At 52.2% G+C, this 26,304-nt stretch carries 27 protein-coding genes; 7 read left to right on the top strand and 20 right to left on the bottom strand.

The features are described from left to right. Nucleotides 1-108 precede the first annotated feature (108 nt). Nucleotides 109-549, bottom strand: a complete 441-nt coding sequence (locus I0P70_RS20010; protein ID WP_196120918.1) for a hypothetical protein — start codon at nt 547-549, stop codon at nt 109-111. Nucleotides 550-710: 161 nt separating this feature from the next. Beyond that, a complete protein-coding gene (locus tag I0P70_RS20015) occupies nt 711-2,162 on the bottom strand; it encodes a tyrosine-type recombinase/integrase (protein ID WP_196120919.1) in 1,452 nt (483 codons plus the stop codon). Between the two features lie 142 nt (nt 2,163-2,304). On the opposite strand from I0P70_RS20015, the gene I0P70_RS20020 reads away from it, so the two are divergent. Continuing rightward, complete coding sequence (locus tag I0P70_RS20020; protein WP_196120920.1) at nt 2,305-2,676, top strand: hypothetical protein; 372 nt, start codon at nt 2,305-2,307, stop codon at nt 2,674-2,676. 72 nt (nt 2,677-2,748) lie between these two features. Here I0P70_RS20020 and I0P70_RS20025 read toward each other — a convergent pair whose 3' ends face one another. From I0P70_RS20025 to cphA, 11 genes are all read right to left on the bottom strand, one after another. After that, nucleotides 2,749-3,072, bottom strand: a complete 324-nt coding sequence (locus I0P70_RS20025) for a 2Fe-2S iron-sulfur cluster-binding protein (protein ID WP_196120921.1) — start codon at nt 3,070-3,072, stop codon at nt 2,749-2,751. Beyond that, nucleotides 3,072-4,085, bottom strand: a complete 1,014-nt coding sequence (locus tag I0P70_RS20030; RefSeq protein WP_196120922.1) for an NAD(P)/FAD-dependent oxidoreductase — start codon at nt 4,083-4,085, stop codon at nt 3,072-3,074. The genes I0P70_RS20025 and I0P70_RS20030 overlap by 1 nt, the downstream gene beginning before the upstream one ends. Nucleotides 4,086-4,229: 144 nt before the next feature. Continuing rightward, a complete protein-coding gene (locus I0P70_RS20035) occupies nt 4,230-4,502 on the bottom strand; it encodes a hypothetical protein (protein WP_196120923.1) in 273 nt (90 codons plus the stop codon). A gap of 11 nt (nt 4,503-4,513) precedes the next feature. Then, the gene (locus I0P70_RS20040; RefSeq protein WP_196120924.1) at nt 4,514-4,804 is read right to left on the bottom strand and encodes a hypothetical protein; all 291 of its coding nucleotides are present in this window, start codon (nt 4,802-4,804) and stop codon (nt 4,514-4,516) included. Between the two features lie 49 nt (nt 4,805-4,853). Further along, nucleotides 4,854-5,141: a hypothetical protein gene (locus I0P70_RS20045; RefSeq protein WP_196120925.1), complete on the bottom strand. Its 288-nt coding sequence runs from the start codon at nt 5,139-5,141 to the stop codon at nt 4,854-4,856. Between the two features lie 42 nt (nt 5,142-5,183). Then, nucleotides 5,184-6,425, bottom strand: coding sequence for a DUF4153 domain-containing protein (locus I0P70_RS20050; protein WP_196120926.1), 1,242 nt, complete (start codon nt 6,423-6,425; stop codon nt 5,184-5,186). A gap of 52 nt (nt 6,426-6,477) precedes the next feature. Next, the gene (locus tag I0P70_RS20055) at nt 6,478-6,816 is read right to left on the bottom strand and encodes a potassium transporter KefB (RefSeq protein ID WP_196120927.1); all 339 of its coding nucleotides are present in this window, start codon (nt 6,814-6,816) and stop codon (nt 6,478-6,480) included. 79 nt (nt 6,817-6,895) lie between these two features. Further along, nucleotides 6,896-7,204 (bottom strand): transcriptional regulator, encoded by a 309-nt coding sequence (locus I0P70_RS20060; protein ID WP_007660395.1) that lies wholly within the window; start codon nt 7,202-7,204, stop codon nt 6,896-6,898. 7 nt (nt 7,205-7,211) lie between these two features. Beyond that, nucleotides 7,212-7,835: a hypothetical protein gene (locus tag I0P70_RS20065; RefSeq protein WP_196120928.1), complete on the bottom strand. Its 624-nt coding sequence runs from the start codon at nt 7,833-7,835 to the stop codon at nt 7,212-7,214. A gap of 349 nt (nt 7,836-8,184) precedes the next feature. Further along, nucleotides 8,185-9,150: an isoaspartyl peptidase/L-asparaginase family protein gene (locus I0P70_RS20070; RefSeq protein WP_196120929.1), complete on the bottom strand. Its 966-nt coding sequence runs from the start codon at nt 9,148-9,150 to the stop codon at nt 8,185-8,187. 131 nt (nt 9,151-9,281) lie between these two features. Beyond that, nucleotides 9,282-11,924 (bottom strand): cyanophycin synthetase, encoded by a 2,643-nt coding sequence (gene cphA, locus I0P70_RS20075; protein ID WP_196120930.1) that lies wholly within the window; start codon nt 11,922-11,924, stop codon nt 9,282-9,284. 329 nt (nt 11,925-12,253) lie between these two features. On the opposite strand from cphA, the gene I0P70_RS20080 reads away from it, so the two are divergent. After that, on the top strand, nt 12,254-13,114 hold the full coding sequence (locus tag I0P70_RS20080; protein WP_196120931.1) for a hypothetical protein: 861 nt from the start codon (nt 12,254-12,256) through the stop codon (nt 13,112-13,114). Between the two features lie 51 nt (nt 13,115-13,165). Here I0P70_RS20080 and I0P70_RS20085 read toward each other — a convergent pair whose 3' ends face one another. Then, nucleotides 13,166-13,513, bottom strand: coding sequence for an STAS domain-containing protein (locus I0P70_RS20085; protein ID WP_007658051.1), 348 nt, complete (start codon nt 13,511-13,513; stop codon nt 13,166-13,168). Nucleotides 13,514-14,002: 489 nt separating this feature from the next. Here I0P70_RS20085 and I0P70_RS20090 point away from each other — a divergent pair, with 489 nt between their 5' ends. Continuing rightward, complete coding sequence (locus tag I0P70_RS20090) at nt 14,003-14,659, top strand: response regulator transcription factor (protein WP_196120932.1); 657 nt, start codon at nt 14,003-14,005, stop codon at nt 14,657-14,659. A 125-nt stretch (nt 14,660-14,784) separates the two neighbouring features. Further along, entirely contained in the window at nt 14,785-15,648 is an 864-nt protein-coding gene (locus I0P70_RS20095; RefSeq protein WP_196120933.1) for a pirin family protein, read from the top strand. A 17-nt stretch (nt 15,649-15,665) separates the two neighbouring features. Here the strand turns inward: I0P70_RS20095 and I0P70_RS20100 are convergent, their stop codons facing one another. After that, nucleotides 15,666-16,184: a GNAT family N-acetyltransferase gene (locus I0P70_RS20100; RefSeq protein ID WP_196120934.1), complete on the bottom strand. Its 519-nt coding sequence runs from the start codon at nt 16,182-16,184 to the stop codon at nt 15,666-15,668. Nucleotides 16,185-16,638: 454 nt separating this feature from the next. On the opposite strand from I0P70_RS20100, the gene glgP reads away from it, so the two are divergent. After that, on the top strand, nt 16,639-18,285 hold the full coding sequence (gene glgP / locus I0P70_RS20105; RefSeq protein ID WP_196120935.1) for an alpha-glucan family phosphorylase: 1,647 nt from the start codon (nt 16,639-16,641) through the stop codon (nt 18,283-18,285). A gap of 158 nt (nt 18,286-18,443) precedes the next feature. Here glgP and I0P70_RS20110 read toward each other — a convergent pair whose 3' ends face one another. The 5 genes from I0P70_RS20110 to I0P70_RS20130 all read right to left on the bottom strand — a co-directional run bounded on the left by I0P70_RS20110 (nt 18,444) and on the right by I0P70_RS20130 (nt 25,005). Continuing rightward, nucleotides 18,444-20,096 carry a M28 family metallopeptidase gene (locus I0P70_RS20110; RefSeq protein ID WP_196120936.1) on the bottom strand — a complete coding sequence of 551 codons (1,653 nt, stop codon included), beginning with the start codon at nt 20,094-20,096 and terminating at the stop codon, nt 18,444-18,446. A 230-nt stretch (nt 20,097-20,326) separates the two neighbouring features. Then, entirely contained in the window at nt 20,327-20,959 is a 633-nt protein-coding gene (locus tag I0P70_RS20115) for a hypothetical protein (RefSeq protein ID WP_196120937.1), read from the bottom strand. 332 nt (nt 20,960-21,291) lie between these two features. Beyond that, on the bottom strand, nt 21,292-23,592 hold the full coding sequence (locus tag I0P70_RS20120) for a nitric-oxide reductase large subunit (protein ID WP_196120938.1): 2,301 nt from the start codon (nt 23,590-23,592) through the stop codon (nt 21,292-21,294). Nucleotides 23,593-23,665: 73 nt separating this feature from the next. Continuing rightward, nucleotides 23,666-24,565 (bottom strand): hypothetical protein, encoded by a 900-nt coding sequence (locus I0P70_RS20125; protein WP_196120939.1) that lies wholly within the window; start codon nt 24,563-24,565, stop codon nt 23,666-23,668. Nucleotides 24,566-24,630: 65 nt separating this feature from the next. Then, nucleotides 24,631-25,005 (bottom strand): hypothetical protein, encoded by a 375-nt coding sequence (locus I0P70_RS20130; protein WP_230392321.1) that lies wholly within the window; start codon nt 25,003-25,005, stop codon nt 24,631-24,633. Between the two features lie 184 nt (nt 25,006-25,189). Between I0P70_RS20130 and I0P70_RS20135 the strand changes: the two genes are divergently transcribed. Both I0P70_RS20135 and I0P70_RS20140 read left to right on the top strand, forming a co-directional pair. Then, nucleotides 25,190-25,591: a cupin domain-containing protein gene (locus I0P70_RS20135; protein WP_196120940.1), complete on the top strand. Its 402-nt coding sequence runs from the start codon at nt 25,190-25,192 to the stop codon at nt 25,589-25,591. 212 nt (nt 25,592-25,803) lie between these two features. Beyond that, nucleotides 25,804-26,286 carry a cytochrome c gene (locus I0P70_RS20140; RefSeq protein ID WP_230392322.1) on the top strand — a complete coding sequence of 161 codons (483 nt, stop codon included), beginning with the start codon at nt 25,804-25,806 and terminating at the stop codon, nt 26,284-26,286. Nucleotides 26,287-26,304: the final 18 nt, after the last annotated feature.

Raw genomic sequence — 26,304 nt, forward strand, 5'->3', positions numbered from 1 at the left:
ACTTCTTCCAACTTAAAACCCATAACGCGTCGCACGGTCAGTGCAACCACGGCTTCATTGTGGGCACTTCGTACCCAACGAAGCCTTAGTTGTTAGCCACTGCTGTTTTTAAATTTCTAGTAAGATTGTCTCTGCTTCCATTTCTGGCGTCATCAAAACTTTTTTACCAAGTATATCAGCAACAGATTTTAGGTAGCTTAGTATCGCTCGATGGTCTTCTTCTGTTTTAACTTCCCTTGGTTCGATGTCGTTTTCAATCTCGCTTTCTATGAAGAAATAACACATGATGTTGACTTCCCCTAATTTTATTGTGGCTTTGATTGGTTCTACAAATGACCCTGAATCTTCCCAAAAGCTGAATACCACTTCTAAATCGATTCTTGATTCAGTTTTTAGTGTCCGTCCGTTGTAGAATTCTACCTTATAATTATCATTAACAAGAGAACTCCATTTCTTCCAGTCTTCTCTGTTTGTCTTAAGAACTAGAATATCCCTTAAAGACCCGTCTTCATAATATAGTTCTTGCTTTATGGAATTCCAGTCTTTCATACTTTCAGTTTTGGCTAACTACCTCGAAAGCGTGAACATACGGTTATTGGCACTATGTGCGAAGGAGGAATTCGCCTTTATCGGCATCTTGAAAGCACCATTTTGACCGTTTTTCCCTTCTTTCATCGTTTTATATTTTCTTTAGCTAATATACAATAATCCTACAGACAATCCAGCGGGCTCGTGATTTTATCGAGCGCATAGCTCGTCACGTGGGTGTAGATCTCTGTTGTTCTACTGGAGCGGTGCCCGAGCAGGGTTTGGATGTAACGCAGGTCGGTGCCCTGTTCCAGCAGGTGCGTGGCAAAGGAGTGCCGGAGCGTGTGGGGCGTGGCCTTCGTCTTCACCCCGGCTTTGTCCTTGGCTGCACGAAACACGCTGCGGATGCTCTCTACCGTGTACTGCCCCCCCGTCTGCCCCTCAAAGAGCCACACCTTGGGCCTGTATACCTTGTAGTAAGCCCTGAGGCTCTCGAGTAGCTTCTGCGACAGCAGCGTGGTGCGGTCCTTTTTGCCTTTGCCACCCCTGATGAAGAGCAGGTTGCGGTCCGACTGCACGTCACTGATCCTCAGATTGATCACCTCTCCGATGCGGAGCCCGCCCGCATAAAGCAGCTGCAGCAGGCAGCGGTGCTTCAGGTTCTCCGTGGCGGCGAGGATGCGCTGCACCTCCTGCTTGCTGAGCACCTGAGGCAGGCGACTCGGCTTCTCGGGCCGCTCCACCTCCTCGAGCCGCACGCTGTGGCGGCCCAGCACCCGCTGGTAGTAGAACTTGACGGCGTTGATCGACTGGCTCACGGTGGAGTGGGAATACCTTTGGCTCTGCACCATGCCCCGGTGGTAGCGGTTGATCTCCTCTGCAGAGAAAGCGTCTATCTGCCCCAGCCCCAGTGTGCTGTGCCCGTTGAGGAAGCGCAGCAGCAGCGCGTGGTAGGTGCGGATCGTATTCATGGAGTAGTTGAGCAGGAAAAGCTTCTCTACAAAGGGAAGTGGACAGGTTAAATAGGCAGGCCCCTGCACGTAACCCTGCTCCCAGAGCCTCACCTGCAAAGCCAGGTCCCGTAGCTGCATTGTCTGGGCCAGCCATACCTGCGCCGTGCCCTCCAACGCGTCCAGCAACTCATGGATGTGGTGGCTCTGACTGGGCATGGCAAAGCACTTGAGTTCCTTGATCCAGGTACAGCCGCTGAAGTGCCAGAGGCAGGTATAGATCTCCTTGCTGTACTGGAAAGAGAGCTGAATAAGCGTCTTTTCCTCGTGTTGAAGAGGTTGCAGGCGCACTACAGGCAGGGCCGTCACGCGCGGCAGTGGGTCAGAGGCGTGCCCAGAAGCCAGTATGGTCGCACCCTCGGCGGGCCGAAGCCGCTTAGGCCTGTCCAGATAGCGTGCGTCCACCTTGGCCAGCCCCTCGAAGTGCTGGTGCAGCTTCTCGACGCACTGGTCTGTGCGGTGCATCACAAAGCACTTGTAGGTTTTGCTGAACTTCACCCAATCGGCCTCCTTCAGGCGCTTGGCAATGAAAGGGTTGGCTTTGAACCACAGGCGGATGTAGCGTTTGCCCTCGTGCTCTAATGAGTTGAGGTATACGGCGGGCTGTGAATTGGCGTGTGTCATGGTGCGCAGTTGATAATACAGCCACCAAATTCGGGTATTGGTCGCACTTAAGCGCAGATTATACGCATAAGTGCGCTTGTAAACGTATATAACGACTTTAAACGTTTACACACGTTTGTACGGTATGCAACCCATCAACAAAATGAAAAGAAATTGCGAAACATGCGACCAGCCGCTGGTGGGCAGGGCGGGCAAGGTATACTGCTCTAACCAGTGCCGGGCTGCCGCCAGCAACCGCAGGCGCTCCGAGGACGCGGGCGAGCGCCTGATGAAGGAGATTAACACCAAGCTGCGCCACAACCGCTTCGTGTTGCAGCGCCATAGCCCCGAGGGAAAAACCACTCTCAGGCGAGAAGTGCTGCAGGTAACCGGCTTCGACTTCCGGCACTTCACCCACCTCTACCGCACCAAGCAGGGCAACACCTATTACTTCTGCTACGACTACGGCTATTTCCTGCTCGAGGACGAAAAGGTGCTCATCGTCAAATGGCAGCCTTACATGGACAAGACCTAGGTATAGCGCAACAAAAAGCCATACCCTGTGCAGGTATGGCTTTCCAAATTTCCAGTGATAAGGTATAGCTTACTACGCTTCCGGCATCAGGCGCACCACCAGCCCATCAAGGTCAGGGTTCACGCGCAGCTGGCACGAAAGACGGCTGGTCGCAGTGGCATGTGGCAGGGTTTCGAGCATGTAGGCTTCGTCATCTCCAGGCTCTGGCAACTCACCGCTTTCGAGCACCTCCACGTGGCAGGTGGCGCAAATGGCCATACCGCCGCAAATGGCCGGCACGTCCAGCTCGTTGGCTTTCATCACTTCCATCACCGACAGGCCCATGTCAGTCGGAGCCTCCAGCGTCACGCGGCTACCGTCGGGTAGCTCCACGTGTATGTTGATCAGCTCCTCCATTAGCTCAGCTCCTGTATGCCGTTTACGGTCGTGTACTTCAGCACAAACTTCTTGTCAGGGTAGATGACGTTGTAAGCGCTCTGGGCCATCAAAGCGGACTCGTGGAAGCCGCACAAGATCAGCTTAAGCTTGCCCGGGTAGGTGTTGATGTCGCCGATAGCGTATACGCCCGGTATGTTGGTGGAGTAGTCGAAGGTATTCACTACAATGGCACCTTTCTCCAGTTCCAGCCCCCAGTTCTCAAGCGGCCCCAGTTTTGGTACCAGCCCGAAGAGCGGAATGAAGTAGTCGGTCTCGATCTTGTGCTCGTCCTTATTGTCGATCAGCACAGTCACAGCGTCTACTTTGCCGTTGCCCTGCACGTCCGTCACGTTCGACTTGAGCAGAAGTTTGATCTGCCCTTCTTCGGCCAGGGTCAGTACTTTCTCAGCCGACTCCGGCGCTCCCCTGAAGGTAGAGCCACGGTGTACCAGCGTCAATTCTTCGGCTACACCGGCCAGGTATATCGCCCAGTCCAGGGCAGAGTCGCCGCCGCCGGCCAGCACCACTTTCTTGCTGCGGAACAGCTCCGGGTCACGCACCATGTAGGTCACGCCTTTGCCTTCAAAGCTCTCCAGGCTTTCGATCGCCGGCTTGCGCGGCTCAAACGAACCCAGTCCGCCTGCGATGGCCACTACCTTGCAGGCAATCTCAGTGCCTTCGGAAGTGCGCACAATGAACGAGCCGTCTTCCTGCTTGTCCAGCTCCTCCACACGCTCACCCAGGGTAAAGGTCGGGTGGAAGGGCTCGATTTGCTTCATCAGGTTGTCTACCAGCTCACCGGCCAGTATAGACGGGAAACCAGGTATGTCGTAGATCGGTTTTTTGGGGTATATCTCGGCCAGCTGGCCACCTACCACGGGCAGGGCGTCCACCACGTGGCAGCGCATTTTGAGCAAGCCGGCTTCAAACACAGCAAACAGGCCCACCGGACCTGCACCCACAATGCATATATCAGTTGTTATTCTGTCCATGTAAAATTGTTTTTTGATCAATCAATTTTCTACCGTAAAGATACGGCCATGTGTTAAGCATCCATAGTAATTTCTGCTATAAAATGGGGGTGATCAACAGCACGTGCTGCAAACCACCCCCATTTCACATGTTTTATGATCTGATTACAATTTGTCGATCATGTCGCCCAGGTCGCTCACGCCCAGCGTGAACATGAACAGCACAATGGCCAGCACCACTTTGAGCACTACCGGAATGGAGAGGCCCAAATGTCGCTTCAGGTATACATTGGCTGGCGGAAAATAAACAAGCGAAAGGAGCAGGTAGGCAATACCCGGCACAGGGTGCACCAGCACCAGGTTCAGTATACCTACTACAGCTACTACACTGCCGAAAAACCATCCGAGCAGGGGAAATGTCAGGTTATGCGCTTTCATAAGGCTGCTGTTTAACTTCCCGCAAATGGACTTCCAAAGATGCCAACTGCCAGCTCAGCCCAAATGAGGAAGAAAATCAGCAGAATGATTCCGATGATAACGAGCCGTGATTCGTTATTTCTCACTTTTCGGATGACAAACTCTGCCGCGAGCCCGGTGCTGAGCAGCAGGATGCCCATGATCACAAAGTCACGCAGATCCCAGTCTACTTCGCTTGTGAATTGCATCGCAATTAGCGGGATGCACAACAGCAGTGCCACGCCGAGCACAATGCCGATTAATCTTTTGTTTTGCGTTACCATATCTGTTTTTTTATGATGTGAATGATTTGTTTTTCGAATTCCAGGTGTCCTAAAAGTCCATCAGCATCAGGTCGATCTTTTCAGGCAGCTCGGCCACACCCAGAGCAGACCACAGGATGAAGAGGCCCAGGATGATCTTGATTGCCAATGGAACAGAGAAGCCCGTTGTCTCTCGCAGAATAGCGGTCATGGGAGGGAAGTAAACGAGTGATAGGATAATGATAAACAGGCCATAGCCGGCGTCGTTGCCCCAAAACGTGTTGATGAATCCGATTGCCAGAAAGAGGAAGCCAAACAGCCAGCTGACCACACTCCCGATTTGCAAAGTTTTTTCCATGATGTGTTTTTGATTTGATGATGAAGTGAATGTTTCTGCGGCTTACTTAAACCCGAACATAATCGGAAAAAGGAAAACGACGATGATGGTCCAGGCAAAGTAGACCGGAATGTAGAGCACAATGGAGCGACCAACTTCGGTGATGGCTGCCTTGCGGGTAGCTGCTTTAAAGAGCATGACCGTGACGATGAGCAGGTGCACCAGCATGAGCACGTTGCCGCCCAGCACAGCCACTCTGTTGGGTGTGATGCCCCATTCCGAGATGCGGAACGAAATAGCCGACAGCGCAATGCCATTCACGACCACTGTCACAACCGAGAGCATGAGCAGCACCCACACGGCTGACAATGCGCTTGTCCGGTTCGTGCTCTCCGCCACCGAGAAGAAGATCAGCGCCATCACCCCGATCAGGAGCACATTGAAGAGCAGCAGAAACTCCCGGTCGTTGTAAGGGTCCTTACCGGAATAGATAATAGCCCCGAGATAGATCACCAGCATGACCAGCACCAGCGGACTGAAAATCCGGGCAATAACCGGCGACACCTTGTTGACAAGCTGCGGGTTGTTTTGCGTCAGGTAAGCAGCCACGATCGGTACAGCCGGCAAACCGAAGGCGACGATGTACTCAAAGTAAAACTCCTCGATCCGAAGCCCGATCAGTGCGAACAAGCCGATCGTTATACCTGTCATCATACCGCCCGCTATGACCAGCAGCGCCGACATTACGGCCAGGTCGCCGTTGAAGCGCAGGAAGCTGAGTCGCTTGTCGGCCAGGTGAAGCTCGTTGCCAGCATAGGACACGCCCAGCAGTACCCACAGCAGCAAAGGCAGGTGTATGCAGGCCAGAACCAGGGTGTCGCTCTGGTTGTCCGGCAGTAAGTTGATGTAAATCAGACATACAGCCGTGATCCCGGTTAAGATACCTACACTGTATGCAGGCAGTCGATTTTTCCAGGCGAAGTAGGCCATCAGGGGCGGTAGCACAAAGAAGCTGAGGTTGCGCGGGTAGTAGAAGTCTTCGCTGATCGGGAAAATGGCGGGCAGCTTGACCAGTATACCTGCCACCAATGCGGCGATTACCACAAACAGAAACTCCCGGTTAAAGCGCCAGAAAACATCCTCTGCTTCGTAGTGCAGTCTTGCGTGCCAGAAGTCAGCCAGCGCACTGCCGCTGAGTTGTGGGTATAAGCCGCTGAACTCCTGCTTAAAGCCTGCTTTGTCTGACCGGTACAGCTTCTCCAACTGGTTGGGGTCGTTCAGGTGCGATAGTATTTGCGCTTTCATGAGTCTATTGGTTAATTTTTCAAGATGATCTATACCTGATAGCTGCTGCCTCCTAGTGCCACAGCGTGCCTGCCAGACCCAGCACAAAGCCAAGCCACAGACCTACCACAAAAATCAGAACACTGAGCACCACCGCGATGGCTTTGTGTATCCCGAACCGGTGATGATACTGCAGCAGGATGTAGTTGATCAGGCCTCCGAGTGCGCCAGCCATCGGAACGATGAGCAGTGGCCGCAGCATCCATAAATCGCCCCAAGCCGGGTCAGGCGATTTAACACCTATCAGGAAAATTGTGATCAAGGCTAATCCGATCGCGGCGCCTGTCAGTGCCCGCCTGGCTGCCGCAGCAGGTTGCCAGTGCTGTTTTTGATAATCATGTTGCTGTACCATTTTAATCTGAGTTAAGGTTATGAATTATTTCTGTGTCATTAAAGTACTTTGAGTTTCAAAGTAAAGCGACAAAAAAAATTTAGTCGCTCTGCCTGTTGTTCAAAATCAGTTGTTCCAGCGCATCCAGGTGACTTTTGAAAGCCTCACGGCCCGCATCCGTCGCATGGTAAGTCGTATTGGGTTTGCGGCCCACAAACTGCTTTTCCACACGCAGGTATTGGGCTTCTTCCAGCGCCCGCAAGTGACTGGCCAGGTTGCCATCGGTCAGTTGCAAGGTTTCCTTCAGGGTGTTAAAGTCCACTTTGTCGTCCACCATCAGCACCGACATAATGCCCAGCCGCGCCCTGCTTTCGAAGGCCTTGTTTATATTTTCAAGATACTCTTTCACAGGTCTGCTAGCGTTCGTATTTAAAGTACACCAGCGCACCATATACAATGTGCAGTATACCGAAGCCCAGCGTCCAGAGTATCAGGCCATAGCTTACAAACACACAGGCCATCAGGCCAATGATGATCTCGATGATGCCCAGGTAGCGAATATCGCCTAAGGTATACTTGCTGCCATTGAGCAGGGCCAGGCCATAAAAAACCAGCATGGCAGGCGCTACCAGGTATAGAATGCCATGGTAAAGCAGCACGGCGCAAAACACACCACCGGCAGCCAAAGGTATAGCCAGGTTCACCAGCAGTCGCTTCGACTGGTTGTCCCAGGTGCGCTGGTTTTTCTTGCGGGCATTGCGCGCCGTAAAGTAGGTGGCGGTACCGAAGGCAAGTATGAGCACAGAAGCCGCTACTGCCAACACGAACAGGATGTTGTCGCGACTGAAGTTGCCAGCCAGGTCACTAACGTAATTGATGTTATGCTGCGTTAAATACCACTTAACGACAGCTGCACCGGCAAGCGCCGACAAGCCTGCAAAAACGCCGGACAATCCGCTCAGGGAGATAAAGCGGGAAGAGCGATCCATGATGTTGCGGATCTCGTGCAGGGCTTCTAACTGGTCTTGCTGCTGATTCATTATAAAGTACTTTGAGTTTCAAAGTTAATAGAGGTTTACGTAAAGTCAAGCGCAGGGGCTAAATTATTTTTTAAGAATTTAGGAAGTGCATGGGATCAGCCCTCAACCTAGTCCAGGGTATACAGGTTTTGGAAAGACTAATTGCTAGTACAAACATACAGCACTTAATGCTGTTCAGAATTTCTAAATCCCGAAGTAAACTGTAGGGGATTTCATAATCCCCGTGAACCACTAAGCGGTTCGCGCGGGTCTGGAGACCCGCTACAATTTAAATTCGGACAGCTATATCCGAACCAGCTTTACAAATGCCTTTCTTTCGGAACAGGTATAGTTGTTTCCTGGCCTGAGGCTATTTTTCCATTTCCTTTTGTTTGGCAGGCTTCTTTAGTTTTTCGGATTCCCACAAAGCTATATAAGGTTCTTCGTCTGCTGCATGGTAACCCCGCTTCATAAAGCCGGTGTTAAAGCCAAAGGCTACCTTGCCGGCAGTGTCCATTGCCAGGATACCCCTGTCACCCTTTAGTTTGTCGTCATGCAACTGAACGGCTTTGTCAGTGGCCGACTGTAAGGAGTTGCCGGCATACTTCATTAGCGCGTAGACCTCATGCGCCAGCACACCACGCATGATCACTTCGCCTTCGCCGGTGCAACTCACAGCGCATACCTCGTTGTTGGCTAGCGTGCCCCCTCCGATGATGGGGGTATCCCCGACACGTCCCTTCAACTGGTGTGTCAGGCCACCGGTGGAAGTCGCAGCGGCCAGGTTGCCGTTTATGTCCAGGGCAACAGCGCCCACTGTATCCGTCATGGAGCCGGGCATCCCTTTCCTCTCAGCTTTTTCCTGCTGCTTGTCAAGCCAGGTCTCTCTTTTTTCAGGGGTAATGAAATACTCCGGGCCTTTGAGTGGCAAATTATTGGCCAGGGCAAACTCCTCGGCGCCGGTACCCACCAGCAGGCAGTGTTCGCACTTCTGCAGAATTACCTTAGCCAGGCTAATGGGGTGCTGCACATAGCGCACACCGCCCACAGCGCCCACCCGAAGCGTATTACCGTCCATAATGGCTGCGTCAAACTCATTCTCCCCCCGCTGTGTCAGGCTAGCGCCCCGTCCTGCATTAAACACAACGTTACGCTCCATGCTGTTGACAGCAGCCTCTACAGCATCCAGGGCACTTCCGCCTTTCTCCAGCACTTCATACCCTTCTTTCAGCGCTTCTGCCAGCCCTTGTCTGTATGCTTCCTCTTTTTCCTTGTCCAGCTCACCGGGATTTACAGATTCTGCACCTCCGTGTATCGCAATCGCAAATTTTTTCATTATTGTTTGTTTCCGTTTAATTAAGCACCTGATAGTACTGGATGAATTATTCCTGGTTATGACAAGGTATAGCCCAAAATGCAGCAGCTGTCACCTGATTCAGGGACAGCCGCCGGAGGAGATACCCCGCATTAAAATGAGTCCTGCTCCAGAGAGGAAATGCGCCGGTGATCGATGATCCGGAAACTCTCCACCAGCTTGATCGACTCCGGTATATCCTCTGAGAACAGAGTAATAAAGGAACCTTCAGGGGCATATTCCATGGCATGGGCCAGGGCACGGGTTTCCTGGTTGATCTCTGTGAGCTTCATGTTGGGTTTAACAGCCATAATGCCCTGCTTGATCAGGCTGTTGATCTCCTTTCCGGATTTGCCGCGCAGGTCCTTGTCCTGCCGGATGATGATCTCGTCAAAGGTTTCGGCCGCAATGCGCCCGATCTCGATGGTGTCTTCTTCCTGGCGGTCGCCTATACCTGCCACAATGCCGATCTTGTAGGTGGCTTGCACATTGTCGATGAAGTCGGCGATGGCTTCCATGCTGGCAATGTTGTGGGCATAGTCGATGAGCACTTCGTAGCGCGGGAGTTTGAACAGGTTCATGCGGCCCGGTGTGGTTTCTGCGGAAGGAATAAAAGTGCGCAAGGCCGTTCTGATCTCAGCAATCTCAAAGTGGTTGATATACCCGGTCAGGGTTGCCGCCAGCACATTATGGATGTTAAAGCGGGCGCGGCCCCCGAAGGTCAGCGGAATGTCAGCTACCCGGTCTACCCGGATCTTGTAAGTATTCTTGAAGATAGAGATGTACCCGTTTTCAAGCACAGCCGCCAGTCCGCCTTTGCTGATGTGCTGCAGGATGCGCGGGTTGTTTTCGTCGAGGCTAAAGAAAGCCACCTTGCAGGAAAGTCCCGTTGCCATTTCGAAAACCAGGTCATCGTCCGCATTGAGCACGGCATACCCGTTCTGGCATACGGTGCGGGGGATCACGGCTTTTACTTCGGCCATTTCCTCTACGGTATTGATATCACCCAGCCCCAGGTGGTCAGCCGACACGTTGGTGACGATGCCGATGTCGCACTGCCGGAAAGCCAGGCCAGAGCGGAGCATACCGCCCCGGGCACACTCTAATACAGCGTAGTTCACGGTGGGATCTTTCAGCACAAACTCACTGCTGTAGGATCCGGTGGTATCGCCTTTGATGATCTTGTTGTCCTGTATGTAGATGCCGTCGGTGGTGGTATAGCCGACCTGGTAACCTTTAAACTTGAGCATGTGGGCCACGAGGCGGGTAGTGGTGGTTTTGCCGTTAGTGCCTGTGATGGCCACAATGGGTATTCGTGTCGGTGTGCCGTGCGGAAAAAGCATGTTGATGATCGGTTCTGCCACGTTGCGGGGCAGGCCATCAGTAGGGGAGATGTGCATGCGCAGCCCCGGAGCGGCGTTCACTTCGATCACGGCGCCCTTTGTTTCAGGCAGCGGGATGGCAATATCGGTCGTCATCACATCGATGCCACACACATCGAGCCCGATGATGCCGGCAATGCGCTCTGCCATGAGCACATTATAAGGATGCACCAGGTCCGTTACATCGGTGGCTGTGCCGCCGGTACTGAGGTTGGCTGTGCTTTTCAGGTATAGCACTTCGCTCTCCGGCAAGACTGCCTGCAGCGTCAGCCCCTTCTCCTTGAGCAGGCTGCGCGTATGCTTGTCTATTTTGATGTGCGTGAGCGCCTTCTCATGCCCTATACCTCGTCTGGGATCCTTGTTGACTTCTTTCACCAGTTGCTGTATGGTCGAGATGCCGTTGCCGGTGACCATGGCCGGTGTGCGTTTGGCGGCGGCTGTGAACTTGCCGTTGATCACCAGCAGGCGGTAGTCGTCGCCTGTGATGAACTGCTCTACCATCACCTTCTTGGAGTAGCGCTGTGCTTCGGTCAGGGCACGTTGCGCTTCCTTCCAGGTATGGATGTTGATGGTAGCGCCCTTTCCCTGGTTGCCGTCCAGCGGTTTCACCACCACAGGGTAGCCTAGTTCCTGCACGGCCTCATCCAGTTCATCGGCATCATGCACGATATGGCCCCGGGGCACCGGTATACCTGCATCTTCCAGGATCAGCTTGGTGGCGTTTTTGTTACCGGCACTTTCCACCCCGAAGCAGGAAGTGCGGGAGGTCATGGCAGCCTGTATGTGCTTCTGGTGTATGCCGTACCCAAGTTGTATAAGCCCGCTGCGCTGGTTGTTAATATAAGGTATACCGCGGCTTACCGCCTCCGACACAATAGCCTCCGTGCTTGGGCCAAAGTACTCATCTTCCCGTATCTGGTGCAACCGGGCAATGTCCTGCACAATGCTGGGCTTTTTGCCCTTGGCCATCAGTTCGGTAATGCGCACCGCGGCATGTGCCGCATATTCCCCGGCACGCTCCTGCTGGTAAGAGAAGATGACATAGTCCACCCCGGGGCCGGGGCCGGCGTAGCGGCGGCCATAGCCACTGTTCATGCCGGCCAGGGTCTGCAGCTCGAGGGCAATATGCTGTACCACCTTGCTGAACGTGGTGCCTTCGCGCACGAGCCTGAAAAAACCGCCGGGTGTACCCTTGGACGAGCGATGCTCATACATGCCCGGGAATAGCTTTTCCAACCGCTCCGGAAATTGTGGGACCTCATTTGTAAGCACATCCTGCAGACCTTCCAGGTCAAGCTTCAGGACAATTATTTTGGGATGTTTGATAGACCAGTAATTAGGTCCACGCATGATCCTCAGTTCAAGTATTTTCATTTGCTTTCACACATCAGGTTTGAGCCTGTGTCAACAGGTAGCGGGCCGCAAGGGCAATGCCTAAGATTAGTACGGATTAGGAGAACTTTGGGAGAACGCCGGAGCTTCAAATGAAGCCTGATTTTTCTAAAAATGAGTAGTTAAAACAGCTGTAGTGTAGCAGAAAGTGTTTTGTACCAGCTCGTTTTCCGTATTTGTACGTCTTTTGGGTAAATGGCTGTTTTGAGTCCGTTAATGTAAAACCCCGCCCCACCTTAAACGTTTAATAAGTGCGCGTTTTGTCTAAATGCATATTCAATAAGTTCTATAATTAAATAAAATATACAGTTATGGCAAGAGATTATCAGGATGATTATGGCAGGGGAAGCTATCGCTCTCATGACCGCGACCGCTCTCAACACGAGGAAGGAGGCTTTTTCAACCGGATTGGGGAAAAGATCAGCCATGCCTGGGAGCGTATAGCCGGAGATGAGGACGATCGCGGAGAGAGACAGCAGCGAGGCAGTACGCATCATCCTTATTCAGGAGAATTTGACCGCGGCGGGTACCGCTCTTCCGGGTATGGTTCAGGCACTTCAGGAAGCCAGGGCCAGCGCTACGGTCAGTCCCAAATGGGCAGGTATAGCCCACAGCGCTCACAAGGCAGCTCTTACCGCTCGGGCCAGAGCGAAAGCAGTAGTGGCTACAGTGGCCGCATGTCTGATTACGGGTCTTCATCCCAGGGCAGCAGCTACGGCCGCACTGGCTCCCCATACGGAGCCGGCTCCAGCGGAGGGGAGTACGGCGCTTCAGAGCATACAGGCTATGGCAGCTCACAGCGTGACTACGGCAGCTCTTCCGGTTACGGCGAATCTTCAGGAGGCTACGGGCGTAGCTCCATGGGCTTCCCGCGCGGCTCGGACTACGGCAGTGGCGGCTCCGGCTCTATGGGCGGCGGCTACTTCGGCAGTGGGGCAGGGCCGTGGAGCGGTGGCCCGTACGGTGACACCGGCAATGTGGGCTACAGATCGCGCAGCGGATCGCAGCGCGACTCCGTGCAGGGCTTCCAGGGCAGAAACAGCTCAATGGGAAGTACAGGCGGATACGGCAGCTCAGAGGGCTACAGCCGTTCTGACTACGATTACTCTCGTCGCGAGCAGCGCCGTCGGGGCCAGTCTGACCAAAACTTCGGCAGTGACTGGGACAGATAACCAGGAAATGTTCAAAAGAAAAGGGACCGTACAAAGCGGTCCCTTTTTTATTTACTTGGCAATCATCTGTCGTGCTTCTTCCACAGTTTCAGCTGACTTGATCAGGCGGTCGAGCCCCAGAATCTCGAACACGTTGCGGATCTTAGGCTGCATGTTCACCATGACCAGGTCCATCTCCTTCAGGTTACAAGCCTGAAAAGCAGCCAGCAAAACGCCCAGGCCGGCAGAAGATATGTAGGTCAGTTCGCTGCAATCGATCAGCACAAAACCTGACGAAGCAGCAATCGTCTCCTCCAGGGCATTGTCGGCGTAAACAGATGAACTGGCGTCAAGCTCTCCCTTAAACCGAAGCAATACTCCCTTACCAATCGCATCTGTCGTAACGCTAAAAGTTTTCATCTATCGTTGTTTTCCTTTGGTTGACCAATCTCCACCATTTCGGGCGCATGTCCTCCCGCAATAAGGTGATTGGTTAGTGTTATTGGCTCTCATACGCAAAAACGTTTCCTGGGCTGTCCGACTGCAGTAGCCAACAGCTCATGAAACGCGAATCAAAATACCCCTGCTATGGTATGCGTAGTGATCGGAAGTATATCTACTCCTCAATTTCGGTTAGTTCCGTTGTAAATACGTATACCATGATGCTGGAAATACTGATTTTTTACTAATGCTTCAAATTTAAGTTAAATGTTTGAGAGGTACGATTGTACATTCAGTTATTTATTGTGAAAATTGTCTGCAAGCAGGTATGTCAGATTAAATCGCCTTGGGACCGGACGCAATCCTTTTTTCTTCTTTACATCACTCCTGACTTTTTGTGCTCCGATCCTGGGCCCTGAATATGCCGGACCATGAGGTAGATGTTAGCCTCTCATTTAAAATTATAAAATGATAAACCTTATAATCACCGATGACCACAAAATAGTGCGTGACGGCCTGAAAGCATTGCTGCAGGACCACACGGCGGTACAAGTGGTAGGGGAAGCCGCCAGCGGCAGTGAGTTGATGGAGTTATTGCCTAAAGTTGACGCAGATATTGTCCTGATGGACATTAGTATGCCCGATATGGACGGTTTTGAAACGGCCGCTCATATTTTTAAAAACTATCCCGGGCTGAAGGTGGTGGTACTCTCCATGCTCAGTCACGAGAAATATGTGAACCGTATGTTGGAGCTTGGTGCTTCTGGCTACATCCTTAAAAATGCCGGTAAAGATGAGCTTTATTGTGCCCTGCAGCTTGTCGCACAAGGCTGTCGCTACATTAGCCCGGATGTGACGCTGGAACTACTGCGTAAAGTGAAGCAGTTGCCAAATGAGCTACAGCATACGAGCGGGAACGGAGAGTCGCATCGTGAACTGTCCAAGCGGGAACTGGAAGTGCTGGCATTGATAGGCGAGGGCTATACCAATGCCGAGATATCAGAAAGACTTTTTACGAGCAAGCGCACCGTCGAAACCCATCGCCAAAACCTGCTTGAGAAAACCAAAGCACGAAACACGGCTGCACTTATCAAATACGCCCTGCAGCGCGGCCTGATCTCCTGACCAGCTACAAAGTAGCGCCTCTGCAAACAGGTAAAATAGCCGGAACGGAACGTTTTGATTGCGGTAGGGCTCCCTGGATCAGGTATTTTCGTATCTTGAGATGAAACCATAGCCCTACAACGCCAATGTATCAGAATCGAAGCGTCGCACGACTTCTTTATGCAGAGGAAACTGACATGGGTGGGCTGCCGCTCCGGCAGCCACTGCCCACCAATCAGGTAGAGCAGCACGACCCATTTCTGCTACTGCATCATCACACCACCGTTATTCCGCAGTCAGACTACCCCTATAAGCTAGGCGTGGACCCGCACCCGCACCGTGGTTTTTCGCCGGTTACCTTTGTGTACCAGGGCGGCGTGCATCACCGCGACTCCCGTGGCAACGACAGCGTGGTGTATGCCGGCGGTACCCAGTGGATGAATGCCGGCCTGGGTATTGTGCACAGTGAGCGCCCTCCCCGTGAAATGCAGGAGCAGGGCGGCGTGCAGGAGATTGTGCAGCTGTGGGTGAACACTCCGGCAGCCCTCAAAATGGAACAGCCTGCTTACTATGCCTTGCAAGCTGATGACACCCCAGTGATCAGTGAAGAGCGCGTGCGGATAGCCGTAGTAGCAGGAGATTACAAAGGCACAACAGGCCCCGTACAAACCCCTAGCCCCGTAATGGCGCTGCGTCTCACCCTGCAGGCCGGTGGGCAATGCACCATACCTATACCCACTGATTTTAACGCCATGCTTTACCTGCTCGACGGCCAGGTAACGCTCGAAGGCTATGGCCTGGTGGATGGGCTGCACCTGGCGCTCCTGAACAAGGATGGAGAGGCCTGTACCATCACCGCCCGCCAGGATACCCGCCTGCTGCTATTAGCAGGAAAGCCACTGCAAGAACCACTAGCCATGCACGGACCTTTTGTGATGAACAACCAGACCGAGGTGATGCAGGCCATGCGTGACTACCAGATGGGTAAAATGGGAATACTGATCGAGTAAATATCGATAACAACAGCTTACCAGGGCAGGCCCTGCAGGTCAATGTGCGCAGGAGCCTGTCGGTTGGTATGCGCTGGGCTGAGCAGCATTACATTTGAGTCATACTCCTCCTGGCCGGCCGGCTGATCATATACTAGTTGGCTCTCTACAGTGTACCATCCTAAACGCTCATAGAAAGGCACCAGGGCATCAGCGCAGAGCAGGAGACCCATATCGGCCTGCAGTTTCCGGAATAGAAAGGCGTTTGCTTCGCGCAGTACCTGGCTGGCGTAGCCTTTGCCCCGGTGCGCCGCAGGGGTGATCACATTATTGATTCCTGCTGCCTTTCGGCGCTGACCATCTACCAGAATTTCCCGCTCCACAATGTTGCAGAAAGTGGCAACCTCGCCATCTGTTTCCCATAGCACCACCCAATCTGGTGTGGCCCAACTGCGCTGCTGCACAAAGGGTACATGGCCAAACTCCACAGTTATGCATTCATTTAATGCCCGCAGCAAGTTGGGCGTAAGTGTGGGGTAGGGTATAAACTTTATCATGAAAGGTATAAGGTGTAAACTGCGTTTTGCAGCGACTGCAAATTAGCAAATTTGACAAATCAGGGCACAAAGGTCCTTACCCTCGCAAGTGAATTTTTTAGAAAGACTCTACTCCAATAAGTTGCTGCTGGCAAAATAAGGGCTCAGCTGAAATAGAGTTAAAAAAGGCTCTCCCAAATAGGAGAGCCTTTTTTGTTGGGAGCGGAAATGCTCCCCTGAAATAAACTGAATCACTTTGGTAAGGTTATAAGTATATTGTACTTAAGCTTTTTCGAGCGTGAGACCAGGTGTTATCCTTTTAGCGGTATACTACCACAGTGACTTACGTTCAGAAGAGCATAAAAGCAGTTGAACAGGTGATGCCTTCAGCGTTTGTTGCATTTCGCCTTTCGCTGCTTTCATTTTAATTTTCAGCCGGGTCTCAGGACACCTTAAAAACATGAACATTTAACTTATGAAAGCATATAGCAAGTGGTATCATCCGTACGAAATAAATGAGAAGTATCAGAAACGTGTGGCCTATTTCAGCATGGAGTTCGGTATACACCAGGCGCTCAAAACTTACTCAGGCGGTCTGGGTTTTCTGGCGGGTTCGCACATGCGCAGCGCCCACGACCTGCGGCAGAACATGATCGGGATAGGCATACTCTGGAAGTACGGTTACTATGACCAGGTGCGCAACGACGACCAGACCATGCGGGTACAGTTTCAGAAAAAATACTATACCTACCTGGAGGACACCGGCATCATGGTGACAGTGAACGTAAACGGCCATCCTGTAAAAGTGAAAGCCCTGGTACTGCGTCCTGAAGTGTTCGGTACGGTGCCCATGTACTTCCTGACCACCAACATTCCCGAAAATGACCACCTGGCCCGCACGATTACTTATCACCTGTACGACAAAGAGCCGTCCACCCGTATTGCACAAAGCATTGTGCTGGGTATAGCGGGAGCCAAGGTGGTAGAGGAACTTGGTGGTGCTGACATTTACCACATGAACGAAGGTCACGCCTTACCTTTGGCGTTCCATCTGCACGAGAAATTCGGCAATACAGAAGACATGCGAAAGCGCATTGCTTTTACGACCCATACGCCCGAAAAAGCAGGTAACGAAGTGCACGACATTCACCTGCTCAACAATATGTCTTTCTTCAACAAAACCTCACTGGAGGAGGCACGGCGCATGACGGGCATGCATGGCAATTTCTTTGACTATACCCTGGCTGCCCTGCGAATCGCGAAAGTGGCCAATGGGGTGTCGCAACTGCATGGGCAGGTAGCCCGCGACATGTGGTACGAGAATGACAACGTGTGCGAGATCAAGGCGATCACAAATGCCCAAAATGCCCGCTTCTGGATGGATAGCACCATGCGGCAGGCTTTGGAGCGGGACGATAATCAGTCACTGATACAACGCAAGGCTGAGATGAAGCAGGAGCTGTTTGAGATCGTGGCTGACCAGACAGGTAAGCTCTTCCGGAAGGATGTACTCACGGTGGTATGGGCCCGCCGGTTTGCTGCCTACAAGCGTGCTGACTTGCTGGTGCATGACATCGAGCGGTTTTTTGACATGCTTACCCAGAAAGACCAGCCCGTGCAGGTGATCTGGGCCGGTAAGCCTTACCCTTTTGATGAGGGAGCCGTGAGTGTGTTCAACAGCCTGGTGAATCTGTCGTACCAGCGCAAGAACTTTGCGGTGTTGACAGGCTACGAAATCGGCTTGTCGCGCAAACTAAAGCAGGGAGCAGATGTGTGGCTGAACACACCGCGAAGACCCCGCGAAGCCTCGGGCACAAGCGGTATGACAGCCGCCATGAACGGTGCCGTGAACCTGTCGGTGCTGGATGGCTGGCTGCCAGAGTTTGCCCGCCACGGCGAGAACAGCTTTGTACTGCCGGTAGTAGACAGCAACCTGCCCGATTCCATGCAGGATGAGATCGACCATAAGAACCTGATGAACATCCTGGAAAATGAAGTGATCCCGGCTTATTACAAGGATCGCGGAAAATGGATGGGCATCGTCAAGCAAAGCATGCGCGATGTGATTCCTTTCTTTGACTCAGACCGCATGGCGCATCAGTACTACGAGCAAATGTATTAATGCTTTGTGTAATGAATAATGAGTAATGATGAATGAATAATTCAGGAGGAGTTGAGGTGATTGATGACTAAAAGGCGAAGCGAAATGGATAATCAATATCCATTTCGCTTCGCCTTTTAGTAGCTACTTATTCGCTATTACTTATTCGTCATTATTCATTAATTACTTCCTTTCCCAAAGCGACTACCGAAGAAATCACCTGCTTTCCAGCTTGGTCGCTGCGGGTCATTGGCCACCTGGTAACTGATCAGGAAGTTCAGCTGCACGTACTTTCTCCCGGCCTTGTAGTCGAAGGTGTCATTGAAGTTATCCTGTGGCTTGTGATAGTGCACGGCACGCCATTGCTCCACCTGCTTTTTCAGGTTATTGAGTCCGTCTTTAGTTTTGTTGCCATACTTGATGTGCAGGGCAGGTATACCTTGCATCACGAAGCTGTACTGGTCGCTGCGGATAAAGCGCATCTGCTCCGGCTCCGGATCTTCCTCTACCGTCAGGCCCAGGTGATTTGCTGCGGCGGCTACTTCGTTTTCAAGCGAGGAGTGGTTTGCACCGAGGCCAACAACTGACAATAGTGGTGCGATGATGGTTGGCATATCGGTATTGATGTTAGCCACGATCTGCTCCACCGGCACTGTCGGGAAGCGGGCGAAGTAAGCGGAACCCAGCAGGCCCATTTCCTCAGCAGTTACCATCACAAACAGGACAGAGCGCTTCGGTTTTTCAGGCAGCCTGGAATAGATTTTCGCGATCTCGAGCACACTGGCCACACCGGAGGCATTGTCGTGGGCACCGTTGTAGATGGAGTCACCATTCACAGCGCGACCTACACCTACGTGGTCGAGGTGCGCGCTGTGCACCACGTACTCGTTCTGCAGTTGCGGATCAGCACCCGTGATTTTGCCAATCACGTTGTGGCTTTCAAAATCCTTGTAGGTAGAGGTATAGCTGGTGCGCAGGGTATGGGCCAATGGGGTAGAGGCCGGCTTGCCCTGTTGCAGTTGCTCCCCGAGTTTGGCTATTTCTATACCTGTGCCTTTAAGAAGCTGCTCGAAGGTGCTGCTGTTGATGCTGGCCAGCACCCGGATCTTATCCGATACATAGTTGCGGGAAACGGCCACTTTACCATTCGGGTCCATCACGCTGTACGTGCCACCCTGCAGGTTAGGCACACCGGCTTTCGGATTCGTATTGGCTACGATCACGCCCACGGCGCCTTTCTCGGCAGCGATCTTCAGTACCGTCATCATGTCGCGGCTGTAGGCCGACACCGTAGAAGGGAAGTTGGTTGGAGCGCCGCGCAACACCACCACGATCTTGCCTGCTACGTCTATACCTGCGTAGTCGTCGTAGCCCAGGTCAGGAGCGCTGATGCCGTAGCCAGCAAACACCATCGGAGCCTCGATGCTTACTTCCGGCTCTTCGGCATGTGGGTATACTGAGAAGTCCTTGTTGTATGTCAGCTGCATTGCGGAGCCCATTGAATCGGCAATCACCATGCTCGCCTCTTTGCCGGGGAAAGACTGGCGCAAACGCACCAGCTGCAGGTAGGTGCCGTTCTCACCACCGGGCTCTATACCTGCCTTCTGGTAATGCTCCACTACATAGTCCACAGCCATCTGGTAGCCTTCGGTGCCGGGCTTTCGACCCAGCAGGCGGTCATCGGCCAGGTACTTGATGTGGGCTTTTATATCGTTTGGTTTTACTTTTTTGAGCGATTTCTCGACAGGTTTTTCAAGTGCCAGCGACTGGGCGGAGGCACTTCCTTGTAGCAGAAGGCCACAGGAAAGGGCCAGGAACAGAAAGCGTTTCATTCAGATCAGATTGGTTGTTACCTCCAAATATAAGAGAAATGCAGCACAGCGCCTATGCTATACCTGCCCGAAAGGTATAGCAGGACAGGTATAGCGCTAATCTCTACGGTTTTTACGGCGCTCGATCTTTCTCAAAATGAAGGTCAGTGCAGTCAGAAATATCAGAAACAGAATCAGGCTCAGTACTTTCATACCTTATGCAACTGTTTGGATGAGGTATACACAGCTGCCTACTCGTCTTTTCTCTCCTCCTGGTGCACGAGGTAGCTGGTGAGCTTGTCCCATTGCAGTCCCTGGAAACCGGCCCAGCCGCCTTCTGCGATTAGGGTGTTCAGCACGGAGCGGTCGCCGGATTCTTCACCCTGGTTGTTGATGTATTCGTTTTTGCCGATCTCGGAGGCAACAAGTCTGGTGCCCTGCAATTCTACCCGAAACGTACTGCTGGCCTCTTTGGTGAAAAAGTGCTCTGTTACTTCCTCCTCGTCTGCCGGCGGATTGGGTTTCTCGCTGGGATGTACCGTAAACTCAGCCAGGTTGTCCTCGATGCGGATGCTGGATATGTTCACCCAGTTCTCTACATTGGAAGCAGGCAACGTAATCTTTACAAAATAGCCAATCTCCGGAATTTCAGCCGTCGTTTTCCGCCCTCGTTCATCATGCAACTCGAATGTGGAATTGATCCCCTCCAGGTTAGACCAGAGATTTACATTGAAAAGCTTTTTCTTTGATTCTTCAAAAGCTGTCCTCGCAGTGGTCATATCCGGGTAGTTCTGCTCGTTCTGGTATACTTTGTCCTTGGACTCTTCGCCCTTCAGCACTTTTACTTCTTCTTTTACCTTATCTACTACTTTCTTGATGCCCATAACTTTTGTTCTATTGTTGAATGATTGGATGCTGTTGCAGGTCTCCGGACCCACATGCCCCACATAGGTATACGGGGATTAAAGAATCACCCACTGTTTATTTCGGGGTTGATAAAACCCAAACGCTCTACCTCAGTCAGCCTATACCTTACGCACAAAAGGGCAGGAAGTATAAGGTATACCTGCACCAGTTTCGCTGCTATACCTGAAGCCACAGGTATAGACACAAAAAACAAGCCCTCCCGCCAAAGGCAGAAGGGCTGTTAGTAAAGGGTATATGTATAATGAGCGCTTTGCTCGGAGTTCAGCTTTTGGGTATAGCTGAATTTAACTTAAGAACGAACCTGTTTTACAGTAGCTTCTTCTTCGATCAGTGGTGCCACGTCCTCGTCCTCTTCCAGCGACCAGCCAGTTTTGAGGCCGATGATGAACCAGGCCAGGGCCAGCACACCACCCGCAAAGATCGTGTCACCGATCACACGCAGCCAGCGCAGGATGTTCATCGTGTCGGTTTGCATGAACTCCATAGAGCGGGCATACCACAGACCATGCTCCACACTCGCCCAGGTCTGCATCAAACCAATTGGCAGCACGCTGATGAGTACCATCAGAATCAGGCCGATGTTGATAGACCAGAAGGCGAAGCTGATCACCCCATCTTTCCAGCGACGGCGGGCAGACAGGCCTTTCAGCACGAACAGCATCAGACCGATACCCAGCATACCGTATACCCCGAACAGGGCCGTATGGGCGTGCACTGGTGTCGTATTAAGTCCCTGCATGTAGTAGAGCGCAATCGGCGGGTTAATCACGAAACCGAACACACCGGCACCCACCAGGTTCCAGAAAGCAACAGCCACGAAAGAGTAGATCGGCCACTTATAAGCTTTGATCCACTGGGTGAGCTTACTGATCTGCAGGTTGTGGTAGGCCTCGAAACCGATCAGCACCAATGGCACTACTTCCAGCGCACTGAAGGTCGCTCCCAGGGCCATTACCGCAGTAGGTGTGCCGCTGAAATAAAGGTGGTGGAACGTACCGATGATACCGCCGAACAGAAAGATGATGGTCGAGAAGAGCACCGTTGCCGTTGCCATTTTGGTATCTAGCAGCCCCATGCGTACGAACAGGAAAGCGATTACCACGGTGGCGAATACTTCGAAGAAGCCTTCTACCCACAGGTGCACTACCCACCAGCGCCAGTACTCGGCAATGGCCAGGTTGGTATGCTGACCCCACATCAGGCCAGAGGCGTAGAAGATGGCGATAGCTGCCGATGAGATCAGGAACATACCTAATAAGTGGCGTCCATCCACATCCTTCTTAAAGGCAGGCAGAATGGCACGTACCATTAGCCCCAGCCACAGGAACAAGCCCACCAGCAGGAAGATCTGCCAGAAGCGACCCAGGTCCACATACTCGTAGCCCTGGTGACCAAACCAGAAGTTTTCGGTGTAGCCTAGCTTCTGCATGATGCCGTACCACTGACCAGCCAGTGAACCAGCCACAATGATGAGCAAGCAAACGAAGAGGAAGTTAACGCCTAATTTCTGGAATTTAGGTTCATGACCCGACACGGCAGGAGCGATGTATAAACCTGTTGCCAGCCAGGATGTCGCGATCCAGAAGATGGCCAGCTGCACGTGCCAGGTACGGGTAATGGAGTAAGGGAGGTACTCGGCTAGCGGGAAGCCATACAAGGCCTGTCCTTCCACACCATAGTGCGCCGAGACAACCCCGAGCGTGACTTGGACGAGAATCAGAGCTGTCACAATCCAGAAGTACTTCAAGGTCGCCTTCATGGAAGGAGTAGCCGTTAAGCCCAGCAATGGATCTTGCTTCGGCAGCTTGGAATGGTCGATCTCCTCTTCACGGTTAGAGGCATAGTAATAAGCCAGCATGCCCACACCCGCAATCAGAATGATCACAGAGAAGCCGGTCCAAATGATCAGGTCAGAGCTAGGCTCGTTAGCCACCAGTTTCTCTGCAGGCCAGTTGTTGGTATAGGTGATTTTCTTGCCCGGACGCTCGGTCACGCAGGCCCACGAAGTCCAGAAGAAGAAGGTGTTGAGCTTCTCCATGCGCACCGGATCTTCCACAGTGTTGTCTTTCATGGCATAGGCATCGCGGTGCTTGGCCAACGCCGGGTCGTTCATAAACAGGCCAGTATAGTGCTTGCCCACTTCTGCTATCGCCTCAGCACGCAGATCCGATACAGTCAGTATACCTGTCTCCGGGTCGTAAGTGTTCGCACGGATCTGCTTTTGCAGACGGGCCTCCAGCATCGCTTTTGTCTCTTCGTCCAGGTCGTCATACAGCACGCCTTTTTCCTGCTGTGCCCAGTAGTCGAGGAAGTACATGGCCTCTTTGTGCAGCCAGTCGGCACTCCAGTCAGGTGCTATGTAGGCACCGTGGCCCCAAACTGAGCCCAGCTGCTGACCGCCCGTGGACTGCCAAACATTCTGTCCGTCTTTGATGTCATCCCCGGTAAAAAGGACTTTTCCGGATGTGGTGACCACCTTGTTCGGTATAGGTGGTGCTTCTCTGTAAATCTCGATACCGTAGTATCCGAGAACGGCGAAGGAGCCGACGATCACGGCAATGAACCCCAGCCATAGGTTTCTGTATTTCATAAAAGGTAAAGGTTTGAGTGGTTATAGTTGAATTTGAGTTGAAAATCAGTAGCTGAGGTTCAGGCCATGAGCCTTAGAACATGTAGGTTAGGTTAACCATGGTGCGACGGTTGCCTTCGGTATGGTGGTGCGCCTCGGTGCTGCTCACAGGTAACTGTATTGTACCGCCCACCGCGATGTTTTTCACATACACGCTCATGCCCAGGTTAGTGAAGAAAGAGTCGCCGCCTTTTTGCAGGTTAGGAGCCCCTTCGTATTGGTCGCCTTCGGCATGCTCGTAGTACACGCCCGCACTAGGCAGCAGGGAGATACCTTTCACATTCTGCCAGTAAAACAGGTTAGAAGAAGCGCTGACACGGTTGCCGAAACGGTAGCCATTGCTGTTCTCAGTGTTGAAACGGTAGGTCACATCATTGCTCAGGCCCAGTTGCTTGTAGCGGACGGTATAGATACCGTTTGCCAGGTAGTCGGTGCTGCCAGTGCCGGGTTGCATGTTTGGTGCCAGTTGCTCACCATGCTCCTGGTTGCGGTAGGCACCTGTGGCGAGTTTTACGCCGCCACCTACCTGCAGCGTGTGCTTCAGGTTCTTGTCCATTCTGTCACCGGTGTTGATAAGCGAATAGTTGGCCATCAGGGTCACATCCCCAAAGCCTCTGCTCTTGATGGCATGGTGACCACCGCTCTGTTCATTGAGCATGTAGGGCACAAAGGCGAAGATCTGCACGTTCTTGACCGGCACAAAACGGCCCCACAGCTCGGCTGTGGCAAAGCGCTCGTCGGTTACCTGCACATGGTGACCATGTGTGGCAGTAGTGGTATAAGAGCGTGTGGTATAGCGCAAACCCACAAAGTTTTTATGGAATTGAGGCAATATGCCCATGTAGCTGCCGCCCATGGTGCAGCCTTTGTCGCAGGCCTGGCTGCTGATGTTGATCGATAAAAGGGCGATGACGATTAATAATATCTTTTTCATGACTTAGTACTCTTTGAATTTTTAAAATAAACAGGAGGGTGCCGGAGTGGCACCGGGATCAGAGACTAAGCGATGAATCGCGGAGGGTGAAAGATTGAAAAATCGGGTGAGGTATAGACACCTGCCCGGTATAGGGAGTGTCCGCTGGTTTCTACTGGTGCTATGGCAGGCGCCGCAGGAAGCAGCTCTGTATCAAAAGCAATCAGGTCGATTACGCTGTGCTGCTGACGCTGTGACTGCTGCTCACGCTCGCTGTCTTTTTTCAGCTCTTTGCGGAGGTGGCATTTTCCATTGCATTCGGAGCCAGGTATAAACCTGTTTTCGCACAGTTCACTGGCGATATAGGCCTTATTCAGTTGGTATACCAACAAGATACCCTGCTTGCTCAAGGGCTGCACCAGCACACAGATCACACACATTATAATAGCAAGCCGTTTCATGGCATCTTCTCTTCACATGGTTTTGAACTGTTGCAAAGGTCATACAGGCAGGGAAGGAGAAAAATGACATAGATCACTAATAAAAGAGATTAAGGTCTTCTATTGTCAGGCCGGGCTGGGATACTTTTGTGCAAGGTCAAGGCGGTAAGAAATACCCCACCTACTCTTATATAATAATAGAGCCATGAATAAAACAGAAAACTCACAGCAATCCGGCAACTCCCTTCCCAGGGATAGCGACAAGGCTTTGATCACTACTGATCTTCCTGCCCTGGCACTTGAGCTGAAAGGGGAGGAGAACTGGCAGAAGAACGGGCGAGGGTCCAGGACGATCTACAAGTCTGAGACAATGCGCATCCTGCTGAATGTGATGCAGGCGGGCACCGAGATAAAGCCGCATCAGGCACCGGGTCCTATCAGTGTGCAGGTAGTGGAGGGAAGTATCCGGTTCAACACCGAAACGGAAACTGTAGTGCTGAGCAAAGGACAGCTGCTGACGCTGCAAGAGCATGTGCGTCACAGCGTGGAGGCACTCGAAGAGGCAGCTTTCCTGCTGACTGTTTCACCGCTCACTTCAAAAAGATGACAAAGGTCACTATTAAAAGAGATATAGGTCTTTTATTTCGCGACACTCTGAGAATACCTTTGTATTGTAAATGAAAGCCAAATAGTACTGATTACAGAGGGGGTCAAAACCTGAAAGTGAAAGTCTGCAAACACAAGACAACAACGGAACCTGATCACCTCATAGTTAAACAGGTAAACATCATGAATTTCAAAAAACAAAAAACAACCATCATGAAATCTATTAAATCCGCTGCTTTCCTTTTCCTGGCCGCTATGGTATTCTACAGCTGCTCTTCTGACAACACCACAACTACTGAAACCAAGCAGGAGTCGGGCCTCGCCCATCAGGCGCCTGCTGCACCGGTAGAAGATGACGGAAAAGGTATAGGACCAGTTAAGTCAGTTGAAGTGGGTGCAGACATAGACCAGGCATTGGCTTCTGAAGGTCAGTCTATTTTCGAAGGCAAATGCTCTGCCTGCCACCAGTTGTCAGACCAGAAAGTAGTAGGCCCGGGTATGGCGGGCGTAACGGAGCGCCGCAAGCCGGAGTGGGTGATGAACATGATCATCAACCCGGAGGAGATGACCAAAAAAGACCCGACTGCTAAAAAGCTGCTGGCTGAGCACTTAACGCAGATGACTAACCAGAACATCAACGAAACTGACGCCAGAGCCCTGCTGGAGTTCCTGCGTCAGAATGACAAGAATTCTTAATCTGAAACAACACGAAAA

This window comes from Pontibacter sp. FD36 (genome assembly GCF_015686655.1).
GTDB lineage: Bacteria > Bacteroidota > Bacteroidia > Cytophagales > Hymenobacteraceae > Pontibacter.

What these genes read in the sequence shown, in the direction of transcription:
- I0P70_RS20010 (WP_196120918.1), bottom strand. Translation starts at nt 549, where the DNA reads ATGAAAGACTGGAATTCCATAAAGCAAGAACTATATTATGAAGACGGG.
- I0P70_RS20015 (WP_196120919.1), bottom strand. Translation starts at nt 2,162, where the DNA reads ATGACACACGCCAATTCACAGCCCGCCGTATACCTCAACTCATTAGAG.
- I0P70_RS20020 (WP_196120920.1), top strand. Translation starts at nt 2,305, where the DNA reads ATGAAAAGAAATTGCGAAACATGCGACCAGCCGCTGGTGGGCAGGGCG.
- I0P70_RS20025 (WP_196120921.1), bottom strand. Translation starts at nt 3,072, where the DNA reads ATGGAGGAGCTGATCAACATACACGTGGAGCTACCCGACGGTAGCCGC.
- I0P70_RS20030 (WP_196120922.1), bottom strand. Translation starts at nt 4,085, where the DNA reads ATGGACAGAATAACAACTGATATATGCATTGTGGGTGCAGGTCCGGTG.
- I0P70_RS20035 (WP_196120923.1), bottom strand. Translation starts at nt 4,502, where the DNA reads ATGAAAGCGCATAACCTGACATTTCCCCTGCTCGGATGGTTTTTCGGC.
- I0P70_RS20040 (WP_196120924.1), bottom strand. Translation starts at nt 4,804, where the DNA reads ATGGTAACGCAAAACAAAAGATTAATCGGCATTGTGCTCGGCGTGGCA.
- I0P70_RS20045 (WP_196120925.1), bottom strand. Translation starts at nt 5,141, where the DNA reads ATGGAAAAAACTTTGCAAATCGGGAGTGTGGTCAGCTGGCTGTTTGGC.
- I0P70_RS20050 (WP_196120926.1), bottom strand. Translation starts at nt 6,425, where the DNA reads ATGAAAGCGCAAATACTATCGCACCTGAACGACCCCAACCAGTTGGAG.
- I0P70_RS20055 (WP_196120927.1), bottom strand. Translation starts at nt 6,816, where the DNA reads ATGGTACAGCAACATGATTATCAAAAACAGCACTGGCAACCTGCTGCG.
- I0P70_RS20065 (WP_196120928.1), bottom strand. Translation starts at nt 7,835, where the DNA reads ATGAATCAGCAGCAAGACCAGTTAGAAGCCCTGCACGAGATCCGCAAC.
- I0P70_RS20070 (WP_196120929.1), bottom strand. Translation starts at nt 9,150, where the DNA reads ATGAAAAAATTTGCGATTGCGATACACGGAGGTGCAGAATCTGTAAAT.
- cphA (WP_196120930.1), bottom strand. Translation starts at nt 11,924, where the DNA reads ATGAAAATACTTGAACTGAGGATCATGCGTGGACCTAATTACTGGTCT.
- I0P70_RS20080 (WP_196120931.1), top strand. Translation starts at nt 12,254, where the DNA reads ATGGCAAGAGATTATCAGGATGATTATGGCAGGGGAAGCTATCGCTCT.
- I0P70_RS20085 (WP_007658051.1), bottom strand. Translation starts at nt 13,513, where the DNA reads ATGAAAACTTTTAGCGTTACGACAGATGCGATTGGTAAGGGAGTATTG.
- I0P70_RS20090 (WP_196120932.1), top strand. Translation starts at nt 14,003, where the DNA reads ATGATAAACCTTATAATCACCGATGACCACAAAATAGTGCGTGACGGC.
- I0P70_RS20095 (WP_196120933.1), top strand. Translation starts at nt 14,785, where the DNA reads ATGTATCAGAATCGAAGCGTCGCACGACTTCTTTATGCAGAGGAAACT.
- I0P70_RS20100 (WP_196120934.1), bottom strand. Translation starts at nt 16,184, where the DNA reads ATGATAAAGTTTATACCCTACCCCACACTTACGCCCAACTTGCTGCGG.
- glgP (WP_196120935.1), top strand. Translation starts at nt 16,639, where the DNA reads ATGAAAGCATATAGCAAGTGGTATCATCCGTACGAAATAAATGAGAAG.
- I0P70_RS20110 (WP_196120936.1), bottom strand. Translation starts at nt 20,096, where the DNA reads ATGAAACGCTTTCTGTTCCTGGCCCTTTCCTGTGGCCTTCTGCTACAA.
- I0P70_RS20115 (WP_196120937.1), bottom strand. Translation starts at nt 20,959, where the DNA reads ATGGGCATCAAGAAAGTAGTAGATAAGGTAAAAGAAGAAGTAAAAGTG.
- I0P70_RS20120 (WP_196120938.1), bottom strand. Translation starts at nt 23,592, where the DNA reads ATGAAATACAGAAACCTATGGCTGGGGTTCATTGCCGTGATCGTCGGC.
- I0P70_RS20125 (WP_196120939.1), bottom strand. Translation starts at nt 24,565, where the DNA reads ATGAAAAAGATATTATTAATCGTCATCGCCCTTTTATCGATCAACATC.
- I0P70_RS20130 (WP_230392321.1), bottom strand. Translation starts at nt 25,005, where the DNA reads ATGAAACGGCTTGCTATTATAATGTGTGTGATCTGTGTGCTGGTGCAG.
- I0P70_RS20135 (WP_196120940.1), top strand. Translation starts at nt 25,190, where the DNA reads ATGAATAAAACAGAAAACTCACAGCAATCCGGCAACTCCCTTCCCAGG.
- I0P70_RS20140 (WP_230392322.1), top strand. Translation starts at nt 25,804, where the DNA reads ATGAAATCTATTAAATCCGCTGCTTTCCTTTTCCTGGCCGCTATGGTA.